The organism is Pyrobaculum islandicum DSM 4184 (assembly GCF_000015205.1).
In the GTDB taxonomy this organism is placed as follows: domain Archaea; phylum Thermoproteota; class Thermoprotei; order Thermoproteales; family Thermoproteaceae; genus Pyrobaculum; species Pyrobaculum islandicum.
Genome location: NC_008701.1, coordinates 832,977 through 854,976 on the forward strand (window position 1 = coordinate 832,977; position 22,000 = coordinate 854,976).

Here is a 22,000-nt window from a genome sequence, read left to right on the forward strand (position 1 = left end):
CCGGCTTGACTACGACAGTGTAGTAGAGCAACGCCGGCGCGAAGCCCCTCGCGCCTCTCTTCACAGAGACACTCACGCCGTCTAGCATCTTTACGGCGAATAACGTTTTCAGCGTACTGTCTCATGACTTCGCGCTCTCCCCGCCGCCTCTCTACACCGTTGAATCTTGTTCTCTAGAACGGCTTCTGCCACGGGCGCCAACTCAACTACGTCGCGGACGTAGCGCATGAGACGGCGGAAAGACGCAAGCAGAAGACGCCCCGCCGCGCCTCTTCAACTCTCTGATTCGCCTCTTCAATTCCTTCTTGCCTAAAGACAGAAGTTCAACGACGGCTTCGCCCATGGAGGAGGGTGCAGACGGGGAGAAATACGTGGAAAAGGTTATTTCCATATCGCATCAACGGTAATGGCGACTAATGGGATCGCGAATAGAAACGCGGCGTGTGACGTCAACAGCGGTGTGTCTACGGCGCCGAGGAGGTGGAGCACGTTGTTGACGGCGGCGAGAGCGCGCGCCGAAGCGGCGATCAGCAGAGTTGCGGCGAGGTGGCGCACAACAGCGTGTAATTAGTGTATGTATCTCTCCGCTATGTGGACCAGGGCGACGACCAACACAACGTTAAACGCTATGCCGAGCCACGGCGCGCCGGCAAAGAGCGGGTTCAACTCGACAAAGCCCATGGTTAGTCCAACCGCCGTTGTCAAAACGTCGAGAGCGGCCGACGCGGCGAAGACATATGCCATCGTCTTAATCCGCCACACGCCCCATGGGTTCAGAGCACGAAAAGCGAGAAACACATCACACTTGCCTTACGGCGCCGCCGTAAGGCAGGTGTGTCGAGGGAGTAGAAAGAAAGTCGAGATATGTCTTCTCAGCTAGTTTTTCTCCCCCACGCCATATGCGCCCATGAGCCAAACGTGCAGGACGTTGAAGATCACGATCCCATGGCGTCTTGTGGAGAAGCGTCCAGACGTCCTCGACCTCGTCACGAGGATGCACTCGGCGGTGGAGGAGTACGTCAAAAGGCTGTTGAAAGAATTGACAGGAAAGGAGGAGTCCAAGCTGACTGCGGAGGAGCTAGACGCTCTGTTGATGCCAGACAAGCGCGAATTGGCGCATCGGATTATTGATGAGACGTTTCCAAAGTGCGGGTTGGGGAAGTACTTCATAAAGCAAGGAAAGATGTTCTGGCGCGACATGGCGTTCTTTAGAGCAGCCTCCTTGACGTCCAGTTGAGAGTGGGTGCCGTTGATATGGGCCAAAAAGCGCTATTGGGAGCTACTCCAGAAGACAAAACAACCCACTTTCTCCCTCTCGGTGGCCATCTTACTTTTAATCTCGTAAAAACTCTCTCTCATGAGCCACATCCCCGGCCTTGGGTCTCGGCGACTGGGGGCACAGCCAGCCCCCAACGACCCGAGCCCCCTCGCCCGCGGCCGCCGAAAGGCGTATCTGCGAGCGGGCCCCGAGCCCCCCGGGGAGGGCCGGGCGCCACAAAGGGGGCTAGTTCAGACAATTTTGACATTTTAAAATCACATATTTTCAAAACCTCATGGTTGAGAAATTTGACATTGTAATTGCCGGCGCCGGCACTGCGGGAGCTTACGCATCTTACCTTCTTGCAAAAAGCGGATTTAGAGTGGCCTTGTTAGAATCTAAAAGTGGCAATGAGATAGGAGTTAAGACTTGCGGCGATGGGCTAGGTCTTCACCATGTGGAAAGGATGTCAAGATACCTTACTCCGAACTCCAAGGTTTTTCAGAACAAAATAGAGGGCGTGGAGCTTATAAGCCCTGATGAAAAGACTAAACTGATAATTAAAGGAGAAGGCTACGTCTTAGATAGATTTGCCTGGGGTAGGTGGCTTGTGGAAGAGGCTATTAGAGCTGGTGCAACACTTTATGAGGGGCACACGGCAACATCTCCCATAGTTGAAAACGGCTCTGTAGTTGGAGTAAAGGCGGTAGAGAGGAAAAGCGGCATTGTTAAAGAATTTAGAGCTAAGGTTACTATAGACGCCACAGGAGCTGCCGCCGTTTTAAGAACTAAACTTTCAGGTTGGGCAGTCTCAGAGCCGTTGCACCCAGAGGATGTCTCACACGCATATAGAGAGATTGTGTATGTAGAAGAGCCTTTGGAAAATCCACAGTATATAAAGATATACCTAGATATGGCAGTAGCTCCAGGCGGTTATTGGTGGATCTTCCCCCGTAACGCTACAATGTTGAACATCGGGCTGGGGATCTGGGGGGTTTTGAGACGAAACCCTAGAGTTAACTATGAACAATACATATTGCCGCGGTTTAAAATTAGAGGCAAATACCACATAGGCGGCGGCTTTATCCCAACTAGGAGACCATTAAAGACTTTAGTTGGCAATGGAATTGTAGTACTAGGCGACGCCGCTGCCGCAGTTAATCCAATACATGGTGGCGGAATAGGGCAAGCTTTGCTCACTGCTGAGTTGGCCTCAAAAGCGATAACAAAGGCTTTTGAAACCGGCGATTTTTCTGAAGAAACGCTGTGGGAGTACAACTTGCTCTACATGAAGGAGTGGGGCTTTAGACAGGCACAACTTGACGTGCTACGGCTTATGCTTCAGACATTAGACAACGACGACCTTAACTTCGGACTTTCACGTAAAATATTAAACGAAGACGAAATTTACCACCTAGCCGCCAGGGGTACCGATCTGTCACTGATTGACAAATTTAAAGTGTTGATGCAATTTGTCGGCAGACCTGCACTATTGAGAAAACTTACTCTATCTATTCAATATGCTAAGGAGATCGGAGATTTATACCTAGCATATCCAAGAGAGAAAGCAGAATTAGATAGATGGTATACACAAGTAGTTAATAAATACAACGAATACCGTAAAAAGATAGGGCTTGGGCCCTTGCCGACGGCGTAAATGGAGATAGAGGAGGAGTTTCTAAGGTACGTACGCCTACTTTACGAAAGAGGTCACTTAACTCTCTTGTCAGGCAATGTCTCGGTTCGTGCGGGAAATAGAGTATTAGTGACGCCTACGTCACGTCCAAAGCCGTTTCTCACAGTCGACGACTTAGTCTGGATAGACTTAGAGGGCAGAGTTATTAAAGGTCGTCTAATGCCGACAAGCGAGTGGCGAATGCATGTGGCAGTATATAAGAGACGGGGCGATGTAAACGCCGTAGTGCATACACACGACGTCTTACCTATAATTCTCGCCGATAAGTTAGACAGTTCGCTTCTTTCAGAAGCTGAGATATATCTCGGCTCAGAAATAGCTATAGTGGAGTATTTCCAACCTGGCACCGTAGAGTTGGCAGAAAGTGTTGCAAAAGCACTAGAAAGAAATAATGTAGCTATTTTAAAACGCCACGGAGTAGTAGCTGTAGGTAGAGACTTAGCTGAGGCAGTAAATAGAGTAGAGACCCTAGTAGACTTAGCCAAGGCTGTGTTTTACAAACAACTTTTGGAGTTATGAAGTGTATAGATCGTAGACTTATCGGCGATTTAATAGCTCTCTCAACTGTAGAGGGGCTCTCTGTGACAGACGCCGCAGAAAAACTTTGTCTCACTAGACAGGGACTATACAAACTACTCCGCCACCTCAAAAAAGAGGGTTATGTAGCGGAGGGACCCGCCATTAGGCTCACCCAGAAGGGCAAAGACACATTGGGCATTGTACTTAAGGATTTACTGCGTTACTTTAACATACTCTCTATAAGACTCTCTGGGCGTGTAGTTAGCGGACTTGGCGAAGGCGCGTTTTACATGTCGCTAGAGGGCTATAGACGAGCTATAGAACAAAAACTTGGGTTTACGCCATATCCAGGTACGCTAAATATAAAATTAGACCCCCCCTCGGTAGTATACAAGAGATATCTAGATAGTCTCCCTGGCATACTTATACCAGGTTTTTCGAACGGGTTGAGGACTTACGGCGCTGTAAAGGCCTTTAGAGCAAAACTAAGAGATATAGAGGGCGCTATTGTAATGCCAGAGAGAACACATCACCCCACCGACGTAATTGAGGTAATAGCTCCTTTTAAACTCCGCGAAATACTTGGCCTTAGAGACGGCGATAGAGTAGAGATAGAAATTTATCTCGAATGAAAGTAGGAGATGTGAAAGAGCTTGGAATTGTCGTCAGTGGAGCTACTATTGGAGCCATCCCGGTGCAAATATACCGTTCTGCCGAGCGTTATGCAGTAGAAGAGCAATTGGTTGGCGTTGTCGATAGAGAAAACCCAGGAGAGATGGTAATTGGCTTCCTACGGAGGGTGACAAAACTTGAACCTGTCATAAAAGATAGAGTTAGAACGCCATACGTGGACAGGCCAGACATGGTAGATCATGGCATTTTATTGCCATACACATCTGCTATCGTGAAACCGTATGTGGCTGTTAGAGATGGAAAAATTAGCGAAGTAACTAATATCGTAACCCCGGGCTCTAAGGTCTATCTAATTGACGCTTCTATTCTCGAGGGGCTTTTCAAAGGCGAGTACATCTACATCGGGACACATAAGTACTCAGGGTGGGCGTTACCCCTAGATGTTAGATATATAACTCACCACGTTGGTGTCTTCGGCGCCACTGGTATGGGTAAATCACGACTTGTGAGAGCGCTTATAAATGAGCTAGCAACGAGAGGGTACAAGGTCGTGGTATTTGACCACACGGGAGTTGATTACGCCCCCTATTATCAAACAGTTATAAAATCTACAGAAGTGAAAATACCACCAAATATACTGGCCTCGGTTATAGCAAGAGTTGCACAACTGCAATGGCAGACACATGGAGAGTATCTAGAGATTGCGACTATGACTTACGAGGGGAAGTGGTCAAAAGAGACTTTTATAGCCCATGTAAAGAGAGTAATGAAAAGGTTAAACGCCAGAGACTCAACCATTGAGAAAGTCGAACTTTACATCAAACAGCTTGTAGATAATACATTTTTTGAAGAGTTAAACGCCAGAGTGAAATTGCCTGGAGATATACTCTCTATCGACGTCTCGCCTATAGTAGTTGATCTAAGCTATGACACCGATCTCTCAGTTAAACAAGCAATTGTGGCGTCTGTAATTGAGGCAGCATGGAACAAGGTTAAGAGAGAGAAGACTTCCACAAATGTGGTGTTTGTAGTAGATGAAGCTCAAAACTACGCCCCTCAGACATGGACAATATCTAAGGACGCCATAGAGACGACTGTCAGAGAGGGGAGGAAATGGGGACTCTCTATCGTGCTTGCAAGCCAGCGAATTGTCGGAGATATAGACCCCTCTATTAGGGCTAACTTGGGAACCATATTTTTCTCTAGACTTACAGCGCCTACAGACATAAGAGAGATCTCCATGTATCTAGATCTAGCAGATGTAAACGAAAGCATCTTAGCGCAGTTACAGCCCAGGGAGTTTTTCGTCGCGGGACTTATGAACCCCTTACGTAAACCCGTTTTAATAAAGACACGCGAAGTTTAGTAATGGAAACGCTAGACTATTGGATTGAGCCTGATTTAATAATCGCGCTTAGACATGACATTGAAAAATATTCAGAAAAAATTATGCAACTCCACAAGATAATAGATGAACTCGTCTCACTTAGGGAAAAAGTCGTAGTAAAAGAAATCGTATCCCCTCGTAATTTTAATGTCTACGCAGTGGATTCGTCATATGGCACTCCACCATTGGAGTTAGTCGGCGGCGTATTTACAGTCATTGCATATGGGTATGTTGGAGTTTCCTATGGCATACAAGACAGGTATGTATCTGGTGCTATATACTTCAGTGACAGCAGAGAAGCCGATCTTTCAAGATTCTCCGCCATCTTAGAGAAACGTCTGGCGGCGAGACTCCTTGAGACTAAGCTCGAAGGTAGAAAAAACATAGACTTATTGGTGCTTGACGGCGAAATCGCAATACATCCGCTCCCATATAATCTTGCTGTGAAAGGCGGGAAATATGAGGAGATAAACCGTGTGGTAAATAGGATGTTAAAAGCGGCGGCACAAAGTAGAACAACTATAGTGGGAGTAGCCAAAAGAGTTAGATCAAAATATCTGTCTGTGCTAGCTAACAAGTGTCTTCCTGTTAATGACAAAATAACTGCATCTACAATGATAAAACCTGGCGAATATTTCAGTCTCGGCAAACTACGAGATATTTTACCCAAATGGGTGTTGATACATTACGCCGATTGTGAGGGTAACAGAGAGAGGGATTCTATCCTCATGTGTTACAGTGGTAAGTCTACAAAGTTGTCTGAGAAAGGCGAAAGACTTTGCCGTAGGCTCAAGGAATTTGATAAAAATTTTAAAAGTGTATTAGAAACACATGAATATCCATACCTCCGCCATCTCGGAGATATAGAAGTCGTGTACTACATGCCTCCTGGCCATAGGACGGCTGTCCGCGTTGAGGTCTTAGACTTTGGAAACTTAGGCGTGGAAAACATTGTATCTTATCTAGCAGCGACAACTTCTACAGTGACAGGATATCCGCAGATTTTAGATGCTGTAGATCAATACGTCAGAGTCAGCCCAGATCTTGTAGAAGCTGTATTAACTTCACTATTAACAAAAACTCCAGAATCTCTCGCATATATTATGTGGCCTACTAATATGCAGAAAAGACTTAGCCGCTTTTAACGTCCTCTTTAAATAACGCTATAGCTGCTCTCCTTAAAACTCGCCTAATGACCCCCCTCTTTTCAACAGTTCCAAAAAGCTTGAGAGCCGCCTTACGTATACTCCCTGTTTCAACAACTGCCTTTAGTATCTGTTGCTCGCGGTTACTGAGCTTGAGCTTGTTTAATGCCAAAGTTGCGATTTCTACAGGTGTCAATCCCCCATATTGTAAATCCTCTGGCATATCTGTTCTCTCAATGTTTTTAAAACGTATGATAGTCACTATAGCGCTGTCTTTAATACCTGGATATCTCCTCCTTAGATACTCTATCAACTCTTCTCTTGACTTGAAACCGTCGAGTATTGCGTCTTCGTCTGTCAATTCAGAGAGACGTTTATACGATACTTGTTCAACTTCGGCAATAGCAACGATTTTACCTCTGCTGTGGATGTATACTCTGTCTGCAACTCGTAGTAAACCAGGTCTGACAGTACTCTTTTTCTCTCCCCTGAATAAGAGCCTTACGTATTTAGGGGAAAGCATTATATGACGTATCACGTTTTGTAAAACACACTGCCTAATTTAATTTATCCAAGGACTAGCGCTGGAGTGTTTCCGAAGCCTTCTATGTAATACTCGTCTGTATCTACAGGGAAAATCCTCACGCCAATTGGCCGTTTCTTTACCTCGGCTATTGCCAGTAAGTCGTATAACAGTCGTCTCAACCTATCCCACTGGCTTATCTTTATCGGCGCCATATCAAGACCAGGCACACACACCGAGATATAGCTAATAAGCTTGGAAAGATCAAGAACACCCTCTCTTATAAGTCGCTTAAGCTCCTCGTCCTCGGCAAGAGGGAGCATGACTTCATTAAAGCCGACCTTTTTAACCTCCGCTTCTTTAATCGCCTTGTTTAGTCTGTAGATTGCATAATGTGAACCCACATTGCCAAGCCTCATACCAAAAATCCTCTCTACGGCTTTTGCCACACTCTCCTCTCCCCAAGGCGATAGTGAGCCGTCTAACCCTAGGAACTTGACGCCAATTAGTTCGGCGATGTATCTACCCACCTCCTCTCCTTTTTTTAAAATAAAGCTAATATCATCTACGTTCTCTATATCGTTTGGATATAAAAGAGATACCGAAAGTCCGCGCTCGGTTGATAAAGATGCTGGAAAATACGGCGAATTATAAACATGTCCCCCTATTATGAGAGAGATGTAGCGAGAGAGATGTATCTCCCCTTTAGAATATATGTTCTTTAAAAATTTCACATATTCTAATACATCGTTTAGAGTGCCAAAGACTTCGTACTGAGAAACAAGCCTATAGATATCCTCCGCATTGTAATACAAATGTAGAGCCGAAATATACTTTACGCCGCGGTCTCTAAGAGTTTTTATAACTTTTTCAACTTGTCCAGGAGGCGGCGGTGATACAGATATACGGATAGTTAAAGCGTTAATGTCTTTTGTAACTTGGAGAAACTTATCTACAATAGAGAAGTCGTCATCCCACCTTACATGAAGAGTGACCGCCCTAATTCTCATACTAGTAATACCACGTGATTGTATGTAAATGTTCTGGCGGAAATCTCGACAGAGAATAAGCTTTACAAACCTCCTTAAGTGGACAAATATCGCATTTAGGAGATTCACGAATACAAATCTTTCTGCCAAAGGACCATAGGTAGTCGTCTAGGGCGAATGGGTGTATGTCTGCAAATTTTGCAACTATTCTCCATGCCGTTTTGACAGCCTCCCTAAGTCTAATGTCTTCCTCCCGCGTTACCTCAACGCCACTTTCTAAAAAATCGTAGTTGATATCAACTATGCCTAATCTATAGGCCACTCTGGAGAGGTGGTTATCAACTGGAACATCTGCTTCGTTTAAATCTCTGAAATCGGCTAACCTTCTCCCATCTAGAAACTTGGCAAGTAACATAACCTTCTTCCCTACCGGATCCTCATATGCTCGGAGGTCTTTTAGCGACTTTTGAAGATCTGAAATTCTCTCTCTTGAGACTAGTTTTTCAAAACCGCCACGTAACATAGCTTTACGTCCCACATCTCTAAGTAGTAACACTCTAGTGTGGAAGTCCCACACCCTTTTCCCCCCAAGCGAAAGGAGAAGCTCTGCCTCAGACGGTGTAAGTCTGGCGAGTTTTTCAGCTTTGAAAAAACCCTTGTCGTAGGCTATTCTCCCAAGTCTATAAAGCGCGTCTGCTCCGTGGAAGAATTCCCCCTCTATCTCCCCTTCAAATGGCTCCCAGAGACTAGTTCTATGGTCTATGGCGACCATAGATACAAAGTATGCCAATTGACTCTCCAAGGGATCGTCGGGCGGAGGATAGAGGCGTTGGTCTAGATATTGTTCACGTTTTATCTCTAGTCTTCTTATTACACTAGCGACAGCCTCGGCTCTATCTACATCTATAACTTCCACATTTGGCAAAATATGAAGGTTAAAAAGCGTATAGCGTGTTGTAGATATGCGTACATGTGTTGAACTTAGGGGTAGTATATCGGTCGCACATAATCCCTCTTTTTCTCCAAAGTGGGCACGGATTCATGGCCACGACTACGTAATCACCGTAGGTATATGTAGAGACGGATACACAGATGTTGTAGTCGATGCAGCAGAAGTTAGCGAAAAATTTAGGAAAGTCTTGACATCTATGGACGGGAGGTATTTGGCATCGCCATTTGAAAAACTGCCGCCCGATATAAAAGATGTATATATAGTGCCGTGTAGCCTATCTGGCGTCAGTGGCGAGTGTTTAGCAAGACATATAGCAGAACTTATGAGGGCTTCTTGGGTCAGGATATGTGAAAGTGGGTTTGGATCTCCCTGTTTTTACTACGAGAGTTAAAGAAAAATAGTGAGTTGGAGTATATTATGTGAAGATCAGAGTTAAGTTTTTGGCGTCTCTATACGAGTTAACAGGAGTTTTAAAAACGGAACTCGACGTCCCCGACGGAATTTCAATAAAGGAACTCATAAGTCTCTTGAGTATGCGCTATCGAAATCTAGAGACAGAGATTTTAGACGAAACTGGTAATTTAAAACCTATGTATAACATCTTAGTCAACGGAAGAGCTATAGAGTGGCTTAATGGTCTAGCTACAAAATTAAAAGATGGCGACGAAGTGGTTTTTATACCGCCGGCAGCTGGAGGTTAGCGCAGGGATCCCACATTGTGAATTTGCCACATCCATAACTTGCCACAGCACTGCAGAGGACTACTACATGATCTTTTATCCCAAACTCCCCTCGGTATATACACTCTATTACTCTTGACGCATCTCCCAAAGCGTAACAAGGCGCAACTTTACAATTAACGACATTGCCCCATTTCTCAAGTTTTTTCTCGCCTGGCTTACCAAATATCTCAACAGCCCTCTGAGCGTCATTTACGAGATTTATAGAAAACGCTTTTTTCTGTCTTATAAGTGCCAGAGTCTTTCGGTCTTTATAAAACGGCAGTGCGATAAGCGTGGTCTCTCCAGGTATTACGAGGGGCCATCCGACTACCGCACCGTGATTCTCCACTACTATTATTAGAATTGGAGTTGGAAGCGGCGCTTTCTCGCACATACATTTTTAAGATTGACTTAGAGTAAAAAATGTGGAATACGAAAAGTCTGTAGTTACCACGGTGATTTTGCCAAAACACTTAGTGAGGAAGATAGATCGGCTAGTTACAAGAGGCTATTTCAGAAGCCGGGGGGATGTGATAAAATATGCTATAGAAAACTTGCTTAAAAAATATGCCGTCTAGATAAACTCATACCTCCCGTCTGAATATACTCTGGCACCTGCTCTACGGGTTGCCCAACAGGAGAATACTATTCCAATAGAGAAGGTGGCAGGATGTCGATAGACGTATTCTATGTGTACATCAAGGGCTGTAACTCTGCCGCCAACTCCGTGAACTCCCATGCCGAGTTTATTTATAGCCTTTAACAACTCCTCTTCCATTTTGGCTATCTCTGGCTCTGGGTGTCTAGATCCCACAGGCCTGAGTGTTGCAGCTTTCTTAGCTAGTTTTGCTGCTATATCTACCGAGGGGCCTATACCTATGCCGACAATTACAGGGGGGCAAGGCATGGGGCCTGCGTCAATTACAGCCTCTAACACTAGGCGGGGTAGCTCTTTCATCGCAATGCCGGGCGGCAGCGTAAAGGCTTTACTTGGTAATTCAGTGCCTCCTCCCTTTGGCACATAGTAGAACTCTAGGTAGTCGCCGTCGAAAAGCTCTACCTCAAACCAGGGGGCGCCTACTCCAGTATTGTCGCCTGGGTTCTTCTCTGTAAACGGGTGGACAGTGTTTGGCCTTAGCGGTAGTTCTTTTGTAACTTCACGTACAGCTTGTGTTAATATATCATATATCTTGCTTCTCAGCGGAAATCGATCGCCAAGTTTGATGAAAAAGTTGGGAAATCCTGTGTCTTGACACACCGCCGCCTTCTCTGTTGTTGAAAGTTCTATGTTTTTTAATATAGCGCCTAATTGGACCTTAGCAGCTTCATTTTCTTCGGTTTCTTGTGCTTTTTTCAATGCCGAAGTAACGTCAAGAGCAGGTCCTATGCTTGCGCGTACAATGACTTCTTTAGCAACTTTAAGGACGGTTTGGTCAAGCATACAACCTTCTTTGTTGTGTTAAAAATCTGTTTCTCGTACCGATGTCTAAGGCCTTTGCATATTAGGTCGTATAACATGTTTAAAAATAAGCTTATGGAGTTAAACATGCCGACGTATTACCTTAAGACGCCGCTTTCTACAGAAGATATTGCAAAGCTACGCATAGGCGATACAGTATATATAAGCGGCGTAATTGTCAGTGCTAGAGATTCAGCTCATAAGAGAATGCTAGAATATGTAGAACGCGGGGAAAAGTTGCCAGTGGACTTAAAAGGCGGCGTCATCTACCACGCAGGGCCTGTCGCTAAAAAAACCGATAGAGGTTGGGAAATTATTAGCATGGGTCCAACAACGTCGGCTAGAATGGAGACTTTTGAAGCTGATGTTATTGAGAAACTTGGCGTAAAGTTAGTTGTTGGCAAAGGCGGCATGGGAAAGAGGACCGCAGAGGCTATGAAAAAACACGTAGCAGCATACGCAATTTTTACAGGCGGCGCTGGAGTTCTCGCAGCAAAGGCTATAAAGAGGGTGATCGACGTCTATTGGCTAGACTTGGGGATTGCAGAGGCTATGTGGGTTCTCGAAGTCGAGAATTTTGGGCCGTTGACCATAATGATAGATCCAACAGGCAGGAATTACTACGATGAGCAAAGAGAGGAGGCGAGGAGGAGAGTACCAGAGATTCTAAAGTTGATGGAGTGGCCTTATTAATTTTTTAATCTGCATAGGCCTGTCTTTTGTGGTTTTTCATCTACTTCACCCCAAGTTACAAAAGGCGATAAAAGAATTGGGATATCTAACGCCTACGCCTATACAAACAGAAGGCATCCCCAGAATACTTTCTGGTTCTCATGTCCTCCTAATCGCTCCCACAGGTTTCGGCAAAACAGAGGCGGCTCTCTTCCCCATAATTTCAAAAATGATAGAAACAAGCAACGTTAGTGGTATTAGATGTATTTACATTACACCATTGAGGTCTTTAAATCGTGACCTACTGCGACGGCTTTACGCGTTGGCGGATGCCGTTGGTCTCTCCATAGCCATAAGACATGGCGATACAACACAGAAAGAAAGAAAGGCCATTGCCGTACGACCTCCCGACATCCTTATCACAACTCCGGAATCTCTACAAATATTACTATTGCATCGTAAACTTAGAGAGCATTTAAGAAATGTACGTTTTGTAATTGTCGACGAAATTCACGAACTTATCAATAGTAAGAGAGGTGTGCAACTAGCTATTGGACTAGAACGCTTGGTCGAACTTGCAGGGGAGTTCCAGAGAGTGGGGCTTTCTGCAACAGTAGGAGCCCCCCAGCTTGTGGCCGATTTTCTTGGTGGCGTTGGTAGAAAAGTAGAAATAGTCGATGTGTCGGGAGAGAAGAGACTTGAGATCGATACAGTACTCCCAATGCCGTCAGAGGAGGATCATATAGACGCTGAGAAATTTGACGTAACGCCAGAGACTTTAGCTAGAATTAGAAAAATCGCTGAATACCTAAGGTCTTCAAAAGGCGCCGTGTTAATCTTTACAAATACTAGAGACGGCGCAGAGTTTCTCGCGTCAAAACTAAGGAGTATTTTAGGCGATAGCGTAGAAGTACATCATTCGTCTCTCTCTAGAGAGCATAGAATTTCTGTTGAAGAACGTCTTAAAAAAGGTAGGTTAAAAGCTGTCGTAGCCACTTCAAGTCTAGAGCTTGGGATAGATGTAGGACACATCGATCTGGTTATACAATATGGTTCGCCAAGACAAGTTTCGAAACTAGTCCAGAGAGTTGGCAGAAGCGGACACGGACTAGACAAAATCTCCCGCGGCATAATTGTGGCGTCTGATTTTGAAGACTTGTTAGAGGCCGAAGTAATTGTAGAAAGAGCGTTAAAAGGTAGACTTGAGGAAGAGGTAGAATACCACGAAAATGCGCTTGATATATTACTTCACCAAATAGTTGGAATCGCTCTGGAGGCTAAAGTTGATGGTAAAGAGATAAACCTAGACTACATACTTAAGGTAGTAAGAAGAGCACATCCTTATAGAAACTTGACCGAAGAGGACATACGGCTTGTGCTAGATTTTGCAGAGCGACACAAACTCTTAAGGGGTTTAAAGCCGAGGAGACATAGTATACGATATTATTTTGAGAACGTATCTACAATACCTGATGAGAAGAGTTATAAAGCTCTTGATGAAACCACTGGGAGGATAGTTGGCGAGTTAGACAGCGAGTTTGTCTACTCAATAGAGCCGGGTACAAAGATTGTACTTTCTGGCAGAGTCTGGGTTTTTTCCAGAAAGGAAAATGACGCTGTGTACTTATACCCCGATTTCGATGTCAAAGGTGCTTTGCCTGCGTGGCTAGGCGAACAGATACCCGTCCCATATGAGGTAGCTCAAGAGGTCTGTATAAGGCGAGCCGAGGTTTTGCAAAAGGCGTTGGCGGGGGAAAACGAGCTGGGGTTGGATTTAGAGGGTTTAGAGGCCGAGCTTGTGCCAACCCCTGAAAGGTTGCATATACATGTATTGGGTAATAAGTATGCAGTAATACACAGTTGTTTAGGAACCAAGGGCAATGAGGCATTGGGTCTCTATCTTTCTCACGCACTTTCTGGATATGTAGGGCCTGTTGGTTATAGATCAGATGCGTATAGAGTTCTCCTCATTTTTAGAGATTACGTTCCTATAAACGCAATAGAAGAAGTCTTTAGAAAGCCTCAGGAGTTTGTATACAGGACTTTACGAAACGCTATAAAAAATTCTAAAATATTTAGATATAGATTTTTGCAAGTAGCTAGGAGAGTTGGAATTGTGTCAAAAGATGCACAAGAAATCCCTACGAAACTAATCGAGATCTACCTAGATGATTTGCCAGGGCTTGAAACTCTAAATGAGATGTTTGTAGAAAGAGTAGATGTTAAAGCAATGATATCTTTAATTGAGAAATTATCCAATGGACGCATCCCTATTGTAGTTAGGAAGTTGCAGAGACCTACGTTGTTAGAAAAGCCCATATTAGAAGAGGCGTTACGTCTAGATTTCTCATTTAGAGGACTTTCTAGGGAGTCTCTTGCCGATATTGTTAGGAGGCGTATTTTGAATAAATACGTCACTTTATTATGCCTTAACTGTGGTTGGACACTTATGACAAGAGCAGCCGCGCTTCCAGACGATATCCACTGCCAAAAGTGTGGCGTTAGAGCATTAGCTGTAATAAAAGGAGTCGATCTAGAGAAGGCAAGAAATATACTGAATAAGTTTAGGCTTAAGCAGAGACTAAGTGTAGACGAGAGGAAGATCTTGGAAAATCTACAACAGAGTGCGGCTATAGTGCTTGAACATGGAAAAGTTGGCGTTATTATACAACTTGCTCATGGAATAGGGCCAAAAACTGCTATAAAGGTGTTAAACAAGGTTTTTGAAGGCGAAGACCTCTGGCTCGCCATATTAGATGCAGAGAGGCAGTATGCGACAACTAAAGCATTTTGGGATTAGCTTATTCGATACCCTTCGACTTTAGAAATTCTTCAAAAAGTCTCTTGACGCGTTCGGCAACCGGCCCTACACCTTCAACACCAATTTCACTAACACGAACTTTGTCGCCTATGATGACGGTGTTTGTCTCTTCAAGATATTTCACCATCCCTGGAAATATTTTTTCTGCTTGTTTTGCAAACTCCCGTAAGTCAATTCTCTTTTCTATGCTGTCTATATGGACAATATATCTATACATAATGAATACTCTTGTATACCTCTCCCCAGTCTTACTAATAGCATTTGCAAGGACTATATTAAGCTGGTTATCTACTGCATGTAGTATGCCTTTATATACCTCCCCGTTAGAAAGGACAACTTGTACCTCTCTACCTATGACGTTATTGAGCTCAGCTACAAACCTCTTGCTAGCTTCTGCTAAAGTTGTTGCCATATTGAGGAGGCGTTGAACGGGCTTAAAAATTTATATGATGCCAATGTAAACTTTCTCACCAACTTTTAGCGGAAGTTCTTTCATAATATCTAGTTGCAGACCACCGATAGATATCCGCGTTATATTATTCCCCACGTAATATACTATGCCCCATGCATATACCTTGTACTTATGTAATTCTTTATCCTTTTCTTGCTGTAATACTAATTTTACATTTTCACCTTTAGATAACTTTATGCCAAGTATGTTAAGTGGTAGCTCTATAGTTATATCTACGTCGCCCTTCAGTTTTATAGTGTTTGGAAAGTCATTTGATATTTCTTCAACCTTTAGCAAAAATTCCATAGCGCCACTTTTGTATATAGTATAAAAACGTTTATAGGCGGTGTTATGAAACTTTTAGTTAACTCTCTCTCAATAGAAATAGATATAACTACATATTTTAAAATATTGAAATGTCCATGGACACATGATTTGTCCATATTGTAGATCTGACAAAATTATATTAAAAGACGGCGAATACATCTGTACAGAATGCGGAACAGTACTTGGTTTTGAAGTAGTCGCGCCCGTATCAAAGCAGAATATGTCAGTTATAAGAAGACGTACTATATTTCTAAGTCTTGAAAAAGAAAACAAAAAAACTATCAATATGAAATATAGCGATATAGTAAAATTTTATATTAATAAAATTTCTACAGAACTAGCTATAGAAAATATTAGAGAGGTAGCATGGGATCTATTTCAAAAGCTAGATAAAAGGGTCTATCAGGGCAAAAACCCTAGGGTGATAGCCGCCTCGGTTGTCTACCTAGCCGCAGAGGCTATGGGGGTTCAGATATACAAACAGACTATTGCAAAGATAGTAAATATAAGTAAATTTACTATTAGAGATACAGTTTCGAAATTAAGGAGACATGTTTCTACTACTCACTAAGATCCTAGAGTGTATAGCATGTAAATACTCTTGTCAAGAGAAGGGACTTTGTAGTTTTAATAAACATGAACTTTATTCAGTCATAGAACTGGCATCAAGAATCTTTTCAAGAGACATAGATGCTACTTTAGATCTCAGATATAAATTATTTGAGAAAATAGACAGAAAAATTGCCATAAGAGCCACGCTGGCCACTATTGGATTGTTAAAGATCGCCGAATTTGTAGAAAGCAACGACGTAGAAGATATCCTTGTAATTCCCGGGCGTCCTATATACATAACAAAGCATGCTGAAAAACTTAGAACTTCTAAAATTGCTGATATTACACTAGTAAAGAATATGTTAAAACTGGCACATATGAAGGGGATAGAACTAACTACGGCAAACCCATCGATTAGATATGGCGTGAGATTTGGCCCAATTAGAATGAGAATTTCGCTAGATCTGCCCCCAGTGGTTCCAAATCCACAAGCCTATCTTAGGATACATAAGTCTAAAATCACTATAGATAAACTATTAGATTCTAGGTTTATAACTATTGAACAATTACGTGAAATTTATAGATTGATAAAAGAGGGGAAACATATTGTAATCACAGGGCCGCCCGGCTCTGGAAAAACAACATTTCTTGTGGCGTTAGATGATTTAATACCACCAAACCTACAGCGAGTCTACATAGACGAGGCTGATGAATTTGATGAAGATCCAAAAAAGAACCAAATAAAGATAAGAAATGTAGACAAGATAAAAGAAGTATATGCATCACTAAATAGAAATATAGATGTCATATTTATCGGAGAGTTACAATATGAGAATCATTTTCACGCATTTAAAACTGCAACAGAGATAGGTATACAGACTTTAGCAACTATGCATTCTACATCTGTAAATGATGCAATAGAGAGACTAGAGAAATATGTTAAATTGAAAAATATTGCCATAATACAGCTTGCCAAACAACCTAAGGAGGCAGTCAAGAGAAAAGTCGTAGAAGTATATGTTAAATGAGTATATAGCCTATAAGATCCAAGAGATTCAGGAGAAAACGTATGTAAAAACTGTACTGATTTTATCATCTATGTCTACTATTAGTGTCATAACTAGTGGAATAGCCTTAGTAACAAACCCGTTGCTAAAATACTTAGCTATAGTAACTCTAACAATCGGCATAGCTATGTCATATATAACACTAAGACAAGGCGAAAACAAAATTAGGAAAGTTCTCATAAATTTTACAAGAGAGCCGTTAGTTCAGAGATATTTTGCAGTGCTTAAAGATCTGTATAGCCCGAGAAACTACTTTGACAAGCTGATTTCAGAGCCTCTTATTGACGATATCGTAGTAAGAGCTGAAAGAAAAAACATAGAGGCATCAACGCCGCTTTTTAGAGCAAAATATAGAGCTTTAAAAAACAGAGCAAGGATTGTAATTTTTGCAACATCTTTTGCAGTTACAGTACCACATATAATGGTGACAAAAGACTTTATCTTTGGAATTATTATACTTATAGTTTTACTACTAGGAAAAAATAAGTTAAGTTAATGACCCGCTAACGGCGGAGCCCGCAGTGTGGAGGCCTTGGACGTTATCCCTCGCAAAGGTTAATAGGTTGGCCGACATGGGGTGGTTCACCTCGTTCCACAGCTTAGCGGCGGCGTATGCAAGACAGTGTAGCTTCCACTTTTAGACCTTAGTGGGAGAAGGCGGATAGTCCGCACGGGGGCATCTTGATAGGGCTGGATCTCCGCCAGAGTCATCTGAGCACCGTCTAGCGGATGCTACATACTGCATATAAACTGAGAAATAAACCTCAATGTACAATAACAAAGACTGTCAAAATATGTGAAAAATATGATAAAACTTGGTATATATATATGACAGACGTGACAGTTGTAAGTTATGCGTCCCCCACAGCGATTATACTAAAATTGCAAAAATATTACTCTAAATAGTTTATCTATACTAGGGGAAAAACTTGAAAAAATTTAGTCAAATTCCTTCTTTTCTTCCTTCTTCTCTTCCTCTCCCTTCTTCTCCTCTTTCTCCTTCTCTAATTTAGATGCCGCGATTATCTCGTCTATTCTCAAAATCATAGACGCGGCTTCAACAGCTACTTTAAGCGCGTTAAGCTTTACAGTCAACGGCTCAATTAAGCCGAGAGCCATCATGTCTACAACCTTGCCTTGATATACGTCAAGGCCGTATCTCCAACCGTCTGGCTGCTCGTGTTTGTGCGTCAACTCAGTCAGTATGTCTATGGGGTCTAGCCCGGCGTTTTCGGCGAGAGCCTTAGGTATGGCTTCAAGAGCTCTTGCAAACGCCTCTACAGCATATTGTTCTCTTCCGCCCACTTTTGTTGCAAAGGCTCTAACAGCTTTCGCAGCCTCTATCTCAGCCGCACCGCCCGCAGGAAGTATATAGGGCTCCTCAACTACATCGGCAACAACAGATAGAGCATCGTCAAGATTACGCTCGGCTTCGTCGACAAGTCTCTCAAAGCCTCCACGTACTAGAATCGAGACTGCTCTTGGGTTTTTACATTGTTCTACAAACACCATCTTCTCGTCGCCTACACGTCTCTCCTCAACAAGTCCCGCAAAGCCGAGGTCGGCTTCTGTTAAGTCTTCAATATTTGTCACTAGTCTCCCGCCTGTAGCTCTCACTAATTTTTCTATGTCACTACGTTTTACTCTCCTCACGGCTAATATGCCAGCTTTAGCTAAGTAGTACTGAGCAATGTCGTCAATGCCCTTTGTAGTGAATAACGCAGTTACGCCAAGCGATTTAAGCTTGTCGACATAGCCCTTGAGGATTTTCTCTTCCTCTTCTAAAAACGCTCTCATCTGTTGTGGATCGCTAATTCTAATTTCAGCATCGATTTCCGGCTTCTCTACCTCCAATGGCGCATCAAGTAACGCTATTTTGGCATTTATAACACGCTTAGGCATTGCTGCGTGAACGACTTCTTTATCAACTATTACACCATAAACAAGTTGTGTATCTAGGAGAGATGCGCCATGCTTCTTAACTATCTGGATGTTGTCAAGATCGACGTAGTATTTCCCATTTCTCTCCTCTGCCACTTGTAACACCGCTTTTACAGCTAAGTCAGCGAAATACTCCTTTACAGTTTCAGAAATCTTCCCACCCATTGATGTCATAGCTATTTTTTTCAGCGTATCTACATCTGTCCTACTTACAGGAACGGCAACTTTACGTAGATGCTCTGTGGCCACATCTAGCGCCTTCTTAAAACCGCTTACTATTACAGTTGGATGGATGTTTTTCTCAAGTAGTTTCTCGGCTTCCTCAAGTAAAGCGCCGGCTAGCACAACCGCTGTAGTAGTACCGTCGCCAGCCTCCTCTTCCTGAGATTTAGAAATTTCTACTAGTAACTTAGCTATGGGGTGTTGAACATCCATTTCATCAAGAATAGTGGCACCATCATTTGTTATTGTTATATCGCCGAGAGAGTCAATAAGCATTTTGTCCATGCCCTTTGGCCCTAGTGTCGTCCTCATAACTTCGGCTATAGCTCTTGCAATCATTATATTTAGCCTAAGCGCCTCTTTGCCAAAAGCCCTCTGCGTACCTTCCTTTAATACAAGCACTGGCACTCCTCCTATTTGAGTCAATACAGCTTGACTCATGGCTTGACAAAAATTGTGTCTATAAAAACTTTTCGCAGAAAGATATTTCGTCGTTACTATATCAAGTCTAGTGTCTGTGCCAAAGGTATAGCGCCGTCTTCAGCTACATATACAGTGTCCTCAAACTGTGCAACAAACCCCTTTGATCTCTCTATCAAAACCTCATACCCATGTAGAATACCATTTCTGTACGCTGTCTCTATCTCTACATCTGATATCTGTGGAAACCAACGTGGAGAAAAGGGCAAGGGTCCCGCTTCTGCGCTTATTATATTTATTATATATTGGTAAGTCTTATGTCGCATACGGGCTAGGCGATATATCGTTACTTCTCCTCTGTCAGCAACATATCCCTCCCCATTTGTGACAAAAGGCTCTATTGCATACACATCGCCAGGCGCAAAGGCTTGGGATGCAGATTTGTCTGAGTAATTTGGTACTACATATCCAGCGTGTAAAATATAACGCTCAATTTTGTGGCCAGTTAAGTTATATATGGGATTGAAGCCAAAGCTCTTGATAGTCTTTTCTATAGTTTCTCCTATCTGCCACGCTCTTACCCCAGGTTTTATAGCTCCTAGGGCAGATTCTAAAGCTTTTTTGGCAGCTTTCTCTAGGTTTGAAAAAATGGGGCTTAAAGCCACAGACACTGCGGCATCTACAATATAGCCGTCACGTTGTGCGCCTATGTCAATTTTGACAATACCTGTCTTTGGAAGCCTAAGAGTGTCGTTTCTTTTCGCCGTATAATGAGCCGCCACCTCATTTATACTTACATTAACAGGAAATGCCGGTCTCATACCGTTAGCTCTTATAAAAGCCTCGACTTTTTCACAAATTTCTAGCACAGGTGTATCCGGCTGTGCTAGATCTAGCGCATATTTAAGTGCTTTATACACTATGTCGCCTATTTGACGTAAAGTCTTTAGCATTGAAACATAGGGCTACGGAGTTTAAATACGTGAAGAAGAAAGAATTTATAACCTGAAGAAGAGAAAGACCCCTATGGGAGCTTTAACCATTGTAGCCAAATACATGATAGTAGCACAGATAGAGGTAAACGGCAGTGTGGATAAATCCGATATAATTGGCGCTTTATTTTCCCAAACAGAAGGGTTGTTAGGCAAAGATATGGATTTAAGAGAACTCCAAATGATGGGACGTATAGGTAGGATAGAAGTCGAAATATCTGAGAAAAATAGCAAGACAAAAGCCAGGATATACATACCGAGTAATTTAGATCGTTACGAAACTGCATTAGTTGCCGCGCTTATAGAGAGCGTAGAGAGAGTAGGGCCGTATCTTGCCAGCGTCAAAGTACTTGAGATAAAGGATCTCCGTGAAGAGAAAAGAAGGAAAATAATCGAAAGGGCTAAAGAACTTGTAAAATTAATAGAAGAAGAGATATTACCAGATACTAAAGAGATTATTGAGAGACTAAAGGAAGATGTGGCAAAGGCTGAGATAATTGAATATGGCCCAGAAAAACTCCCAGCGGGACCCGATGTAGATAAATCAGATTCTATAATAGTGGTGGAGGGCAGAGCCGACGTAGTTAACCTAGTAAAACATGGATATAGAAATGTCATCGCAATAGAGGGTATAAGCAAGGGAGTTCCCCAAACTATAATAGACCTGAGTAAAAAGAAGTCTGTAACTGTGTTTATTGACGGCGATAAAGGCGGCGAGATAGTACTAAGAGAGTTAATAAAAGTCGCGCACATAGACTATATAGCCCGGGCGCCGCCAGGGAAAGAAGTAGAACAGTTGACAGCTAAGGAAATAGCGAAAGCGCTTAGGAATAAAATAACGCTGGAAGAATGGCTTGCACAACAAAAAGCGGCTGGAGAGAAAACAGAGTCCCAAATGTCGCCTCAACAACCTCAGCTTACGCAGACACAGCCAACGACTGCTGAGGTGCAAGCTCCCTTTGACCTATCCAAGAAGATAGAAGAGATGCTAGGTACTTTAGAAGCCGAGATATATGATGCAAATTGGACACTATTGAAGAGATTACCAGTTAGAGAGTTGCCCGATTTTCTCGCCAACTCAAATGATTCTATATACGCTGTGGTAATGGATGGCATTGTCACACAAAGAATTGTGGACTTAGCCACGAAAAGGGGAGTCAAAGTCATTATAACTGCTAGAGTTGGCCCTCTTACAAAAGTGCCTGAAGATATGAAGATAGTGACTTTTGATCAAATAACGCAGAAAACGTAG

The 22,000-nt window shown here is 43.0% G+C and carries 26 protein-coding genes; 16 read left to right on the plus strand and 10 right to left on the minus strand.

Features of this window, described 5'->3' with window-relative positions; all coding sequences use genetic code 11:
- Nucleotides 1-406: 406 nt before the first annotated feature.
- A complete protein-coding gene (locus tag PISL_RS11285) occupies nt 407-571 on the plus strand; it encodes a hypothetical protein (RefSeq protein WP_245218469.1) in 165 nt (54 codons plus the stop codon).
- Here PISL_RS11285 and PISL_RS11290 read toward each other — a convergent pair.
- Nucleotides 568-762 carry a DUF5658 family protein gene (locus PISL_RS11290; protein ID WP_053240326.1) on the minus strand — a complete coding sequence of 65 codons (195 nt, stop codon included), beginning with the start codon at nt 760-762 and terminating at the stop codon, nt 568-570. The genes PISL_RS11285 and PISL_RS11290 overlap by 4 nt on opposite strands.
- A 145-nt stretch (nt 763-907) precedes the next feature.
- On the opposite strand from PISL_RS11290, the gene PISL_RS04845 reads away from it, so the two are divergent.
- The 6 genes from PISL_RS04845 (at nt 908) to PISL_RS04870 (ending at nt 6,638) form a co-directional block, all read left to right on the plus strand.
- Nucleotides 908-1,237 (plus strand): hypothetical protein, encoded by a 330-nt coding sequence (locus PISL_RS04845; RefSeq protein ID WP_011762688.1) that lies wholly within the window; start codon nt 908-910, stop codon nt 1,235-1,237.
- Between the two features lie 316 nt (nt 1,238-1,553).
- Nucleotides 1,554-2,915 (plus strand): digeranylgeranylglycerophospholipid reductase, encoded by a 1,362-nt coding sequence (locus PISL_RS04850; RefSeq protein ID WP_011762689.1) that lies wholly within the window; start codon nt 1,554-1,556, stop codon nt 2,913-2,915.
- Nucleotides 2,916-3,473 carry a class II aldolase/adducin family protein gene (locus tag PISL_RS04855; RefSeq protein WP_011762690.1) on the plus strand — a complete coding sequence of 186 codons (558 nt, stop codon included), beginning with the start codon at nt 2,916-2,918 and terminating at the stop codon, nt 3,471-3,473.
- On the plus strand, nt 3,470-4,105 hold the full coding sequence (locus tag PISL_RS04860) for a DUF120 domain-containing protein (RefSeq protein ID WP_011762691.1): 636 nt from the start codon (nt 3,470-3,472) through the stop codon (nt 4,103-4,105). Before PISL_RS04855 ends, PISL_RS04860 begins: the two co-directional genes overlap by 4 nt.
- A gap of 11 nt (nt 4,106-4,116) precedes the next feature.
- Nucleotides 4,117-5,472, plus strand: a complete 1,356-nt coding sequence (locus tag PISL_RS04865) for an ATP-binding protein (RefSeq protein ID WP_053240545.1) — start codon at nt 4,117-4,119, stop codon at nt 5,470-5,472.
- 2 nt (nt 5,473-5,474) lie between these two features.
- A complete protein-coding gene (locus PISL_RS04870; protein WP_011762693.1) occupies nt 5,475-6,638 on the plus strand; it encodes a DNA double-strand break repair nuclease NurA in 1,164 nt (387 codons plus the stop codon).
- Here PISL_RS04870 and PISL_RS04875 read toward each other — a convergent pair.
- Genes PISL_RS04875 through PISL_RS04885 form a run of 3 tightly spaced genes read right to left on the minus strand, consistent with a single transcriptional unit; the run spans nt 6,625 to nt 9,066 of the window.
- Complete coding sequence (locus tag PISL_RS04875) at nt 6,625-7,161, minus strand: ASCH domain-containing protein (protein WP_011762694.1); 537 nt, start codon at nt 7,159-7,161, stop codon at nt 6,625-6,627. The two genes, PISL_RS04870 and PISL_RS04875, sit on opposite strands and share 14 nt — an antisense overlap.
- 44 nt (nt 7,162-7,205) lie before the next feature.
- Nucleotides 7,206-8,171: a DUF711 family protein gene (locus PISL_RS04880; RefSeq protein ID WP_011762695.1), complete on the minus strand. Its 966-nt coding sequence runs from the start codon at nt 8,169-8,171 to the stop codon at nt 7,206-7,208.
- Between the two features lies 1 nt (nt 8,172).
- Nucleotides 8,173-9,066, minus strand: a complete 894-nt coding sequence (locus PISL_RS04885; RefSeq protein ID WP_011762696.1) for an N-glycosylase/DNA lyase — start codon at nt 9,064-9,066, stop codon at nt 8,173-8,175.
- A gap of 46 nt (nt 9,067-9,112) precedes the next feature.
- Here PISL_RS04885 and PISL_RS04890 point away from each other — a divergent pair, with 46 nt between their 5' ends.
- Entirely contained in the window at nt 9,113-9,493 is a 381-nt protein-coding gene (locus PISL_RS04890) for a 6-pyruvoyl trahydropterin synthase family protein (protein ID WP_011762697.1), read from the plus strand.
- 28 nt (nt 9,494-9,521) lie between these two features.
- Nucleotides 9,522-9,803 carry a ubiquitin-like small modifier protein 1 gene (locus PISL_RS04895; protein ID WP_011762698.1) on the plus strand — a complete coding sequence of 94 codons (282 nt, stop codon included), beginning with the start codon at nt 9,522-9,524 and terminating at the stop codon, nt 9,801-9,803.
- On the opposite strand, the gene PISL_RS04900 is transcribed toward PISL_RS04895, so the two are convergent.
- The gene (locus PISL_RS04900) at nt 9,778-10,218 is read right to left on the minus strand and encodes a flavin reductase (protein ID WP_011762699.1); all 441 of its coding nucleotides are present in this window, start codon (nt 10,216-10,218) and stop codon (nt 9,778-9,780) included. The genes PISL_RS04895 and PISL_RS04900 overlap by 26 nt on opposite strands.
- Nucleotides 10,219-10,249: 31 nt before the next feature.
- Between PISL_RS04900 and PISL_RS04905 the strand changes: the two genes are divergently transcribed.
- The gene (locus PISL_RS04905) at nt 10,250-10,402 is read left to right on the plus strand and encodes a ribbon-helix-helix domain-containing protein (RefSeq protein WP_011762700.1); all 153 of its coding nucleotides are present in this window, start codon (nt 10,250-10,252) and stop codon (nt 10,400-10,402) included.
- Here the strand turns inward: PISL_RS04905 and PISL_RS04910 are convergent.
- Complete coding sequence (locus PISL_RS04910) at nt 10,399-11,265, minus strand: fumarate hydratase (RefSeq protein WP_011762701.1); 867 nt, start codon at nt 11,263-11,265, stop codon at nt 10,399-10,401. The two genes, PISL_RS04905 and PISL_RS04910, sit on opposite strands and share 4 nt — an antisense overlap.
- Before the next feature lie 105 nt (nt 11,266-11,370).
- Here PISL_RS04910 and PISL_RS04915 point away from each other — a divergent pair, with 105 nt between their 5' ends.
- Together PISL_RS04915 and PISL_RS04920 are read left to right on the plus strand one after the other, a co-directional pair.
- Complete coding sequence (locus tag PISL_RS04915) at nt 11,371-11,976, plus strand: FumA C-terminus/TtdB family hydratase beta subunit (RefSeq protein ID WP_053240327.1); 606 nt, start codon at nt 11,371-11,373, stop codon at nt 11,974-11,976.
- Between the two features lie 28 nt (nt 11,977-12,004).
- A complete protein-coding gene (locus PISL_RS04920) occupies nt 12,005-14,755 on the plus strand; it encodes a DEAD/DEAH box helicase (protein ID WP_011762703.1) in 2,751 nt (916 codons plus the stop codon).
- 1 nt (nt 14,756) lies between these two features.
- Here PISL_RS04920 and PISL_RS04925 read toward each other — a convergent pair whose 3' ends face one another.
- The gene (locus tag PISL_RS04925; protein WP_011762704.1) at nt 14,757-15,188 is read right to left on the minus strand and encodes an Lsm family RNA-binding protein; all 432 of its coding nucleotides are present in this window, start codon (nt 15,186-15,188) and stop codon (nt 14,757-14,759) included.
- A gap of 30 nt (nt 15,189-15,218) precedes the next feature.
- Entirely contained in the window at nt 15,219-15,533 is a 315-nt protein-coding gene (locus tag PISL_RS04930; protein WP_011762705.1) for a hypothetical protein, read from the minus strand.
- A gap of 124 nt (nt 15,534-15,657) precedes the next feature.
- Here PISL_RS04930 and PISL_RS04935 point away from each other — a divergent pair, with 124 nt between their 5' ends.
- From PISL_RS04935 to PISL_RS04945, 3 genes are all read left to right on the plus strand, one after another.
- On the plus strand, nt 15,658-16,125 hold the full coding sequence (locus PISL_RS04935) for a TFIIB-type zinc ribbon-containing protein (protein ID WP_011762706.1): 468 nt from the start codon (nt 15,658-15,660) through the stop codon (nt 16,123-16,125).
- Complete coding sequence (locus PISL_RS04940) at nt 16,106-17,134, plus strand: ATPase, T2SS/T4P/T4SS family (RefSeq protein ID WP_011762707.1); 1,029 nt, start codon at nt 16,106-16,108, stop codon at nt 17,132-17,134. Before PISL_RS04935 ends, PISL_RS04940 begins: the two co-directional genes overlap by 20 nt.
- Before the next feature lie 70 nt (nt 17,135-17,204).
- Complete coding sequence (locus PISL_RS04945; RefSeq protein WP_167827623.1) at nt 17,205-17,669, plus strand: hypothetical protein; 465 nt, start codon at nt 17,205-17,207, stop codon at nt 17,667-17,669.
- Between the two features lie 443 nt (nt 17,670-18,112).
- On the opposite strand, the gene thsB is transcribed toward PISL_RS04945, so the two are convergent.
- Nucleotides 18,113-19,777 carry a thermosome subunit beta gene (gene thsB, locus PISL_RS04950; protein ID WP_011762709.1) on the minus strand — a complete coding sequence of 555 codons (1,665 nt, stop codon included), beginning with the start codon at nt 19,775-19,777 and terminating at the stop codon, nt 18,113-18,115.
- A 56-nt stretch (nt 19,778-19,833) separates the two neighbouring features.
- Nucleotides 19,834-20,709, minus strand: coding sequence for a type II methionyl aminopeptidase (gene map / locus PISL_RS04955; protein ID WP_011762710.1), 876 nt, complete (start codon nt 20,707-20,709; stop codon nt 19,834-19,836).
- 73 nt (nt 20,710-20,782) lie between these two features.
- On the opposite strand from map, the gene dnaG reads away from it, so the two are divergent.
- Nucleotides 20,783-22,000: a DNA primase DnaG gene (gene dnaG, locus PISL_RS04960; protein WP_011762711.1), complete on the plus strand. Its 1,218-nt coding sequence runs from the start codon at nt 20,783-20,785 to the stop codon at nt 21,998-22,000.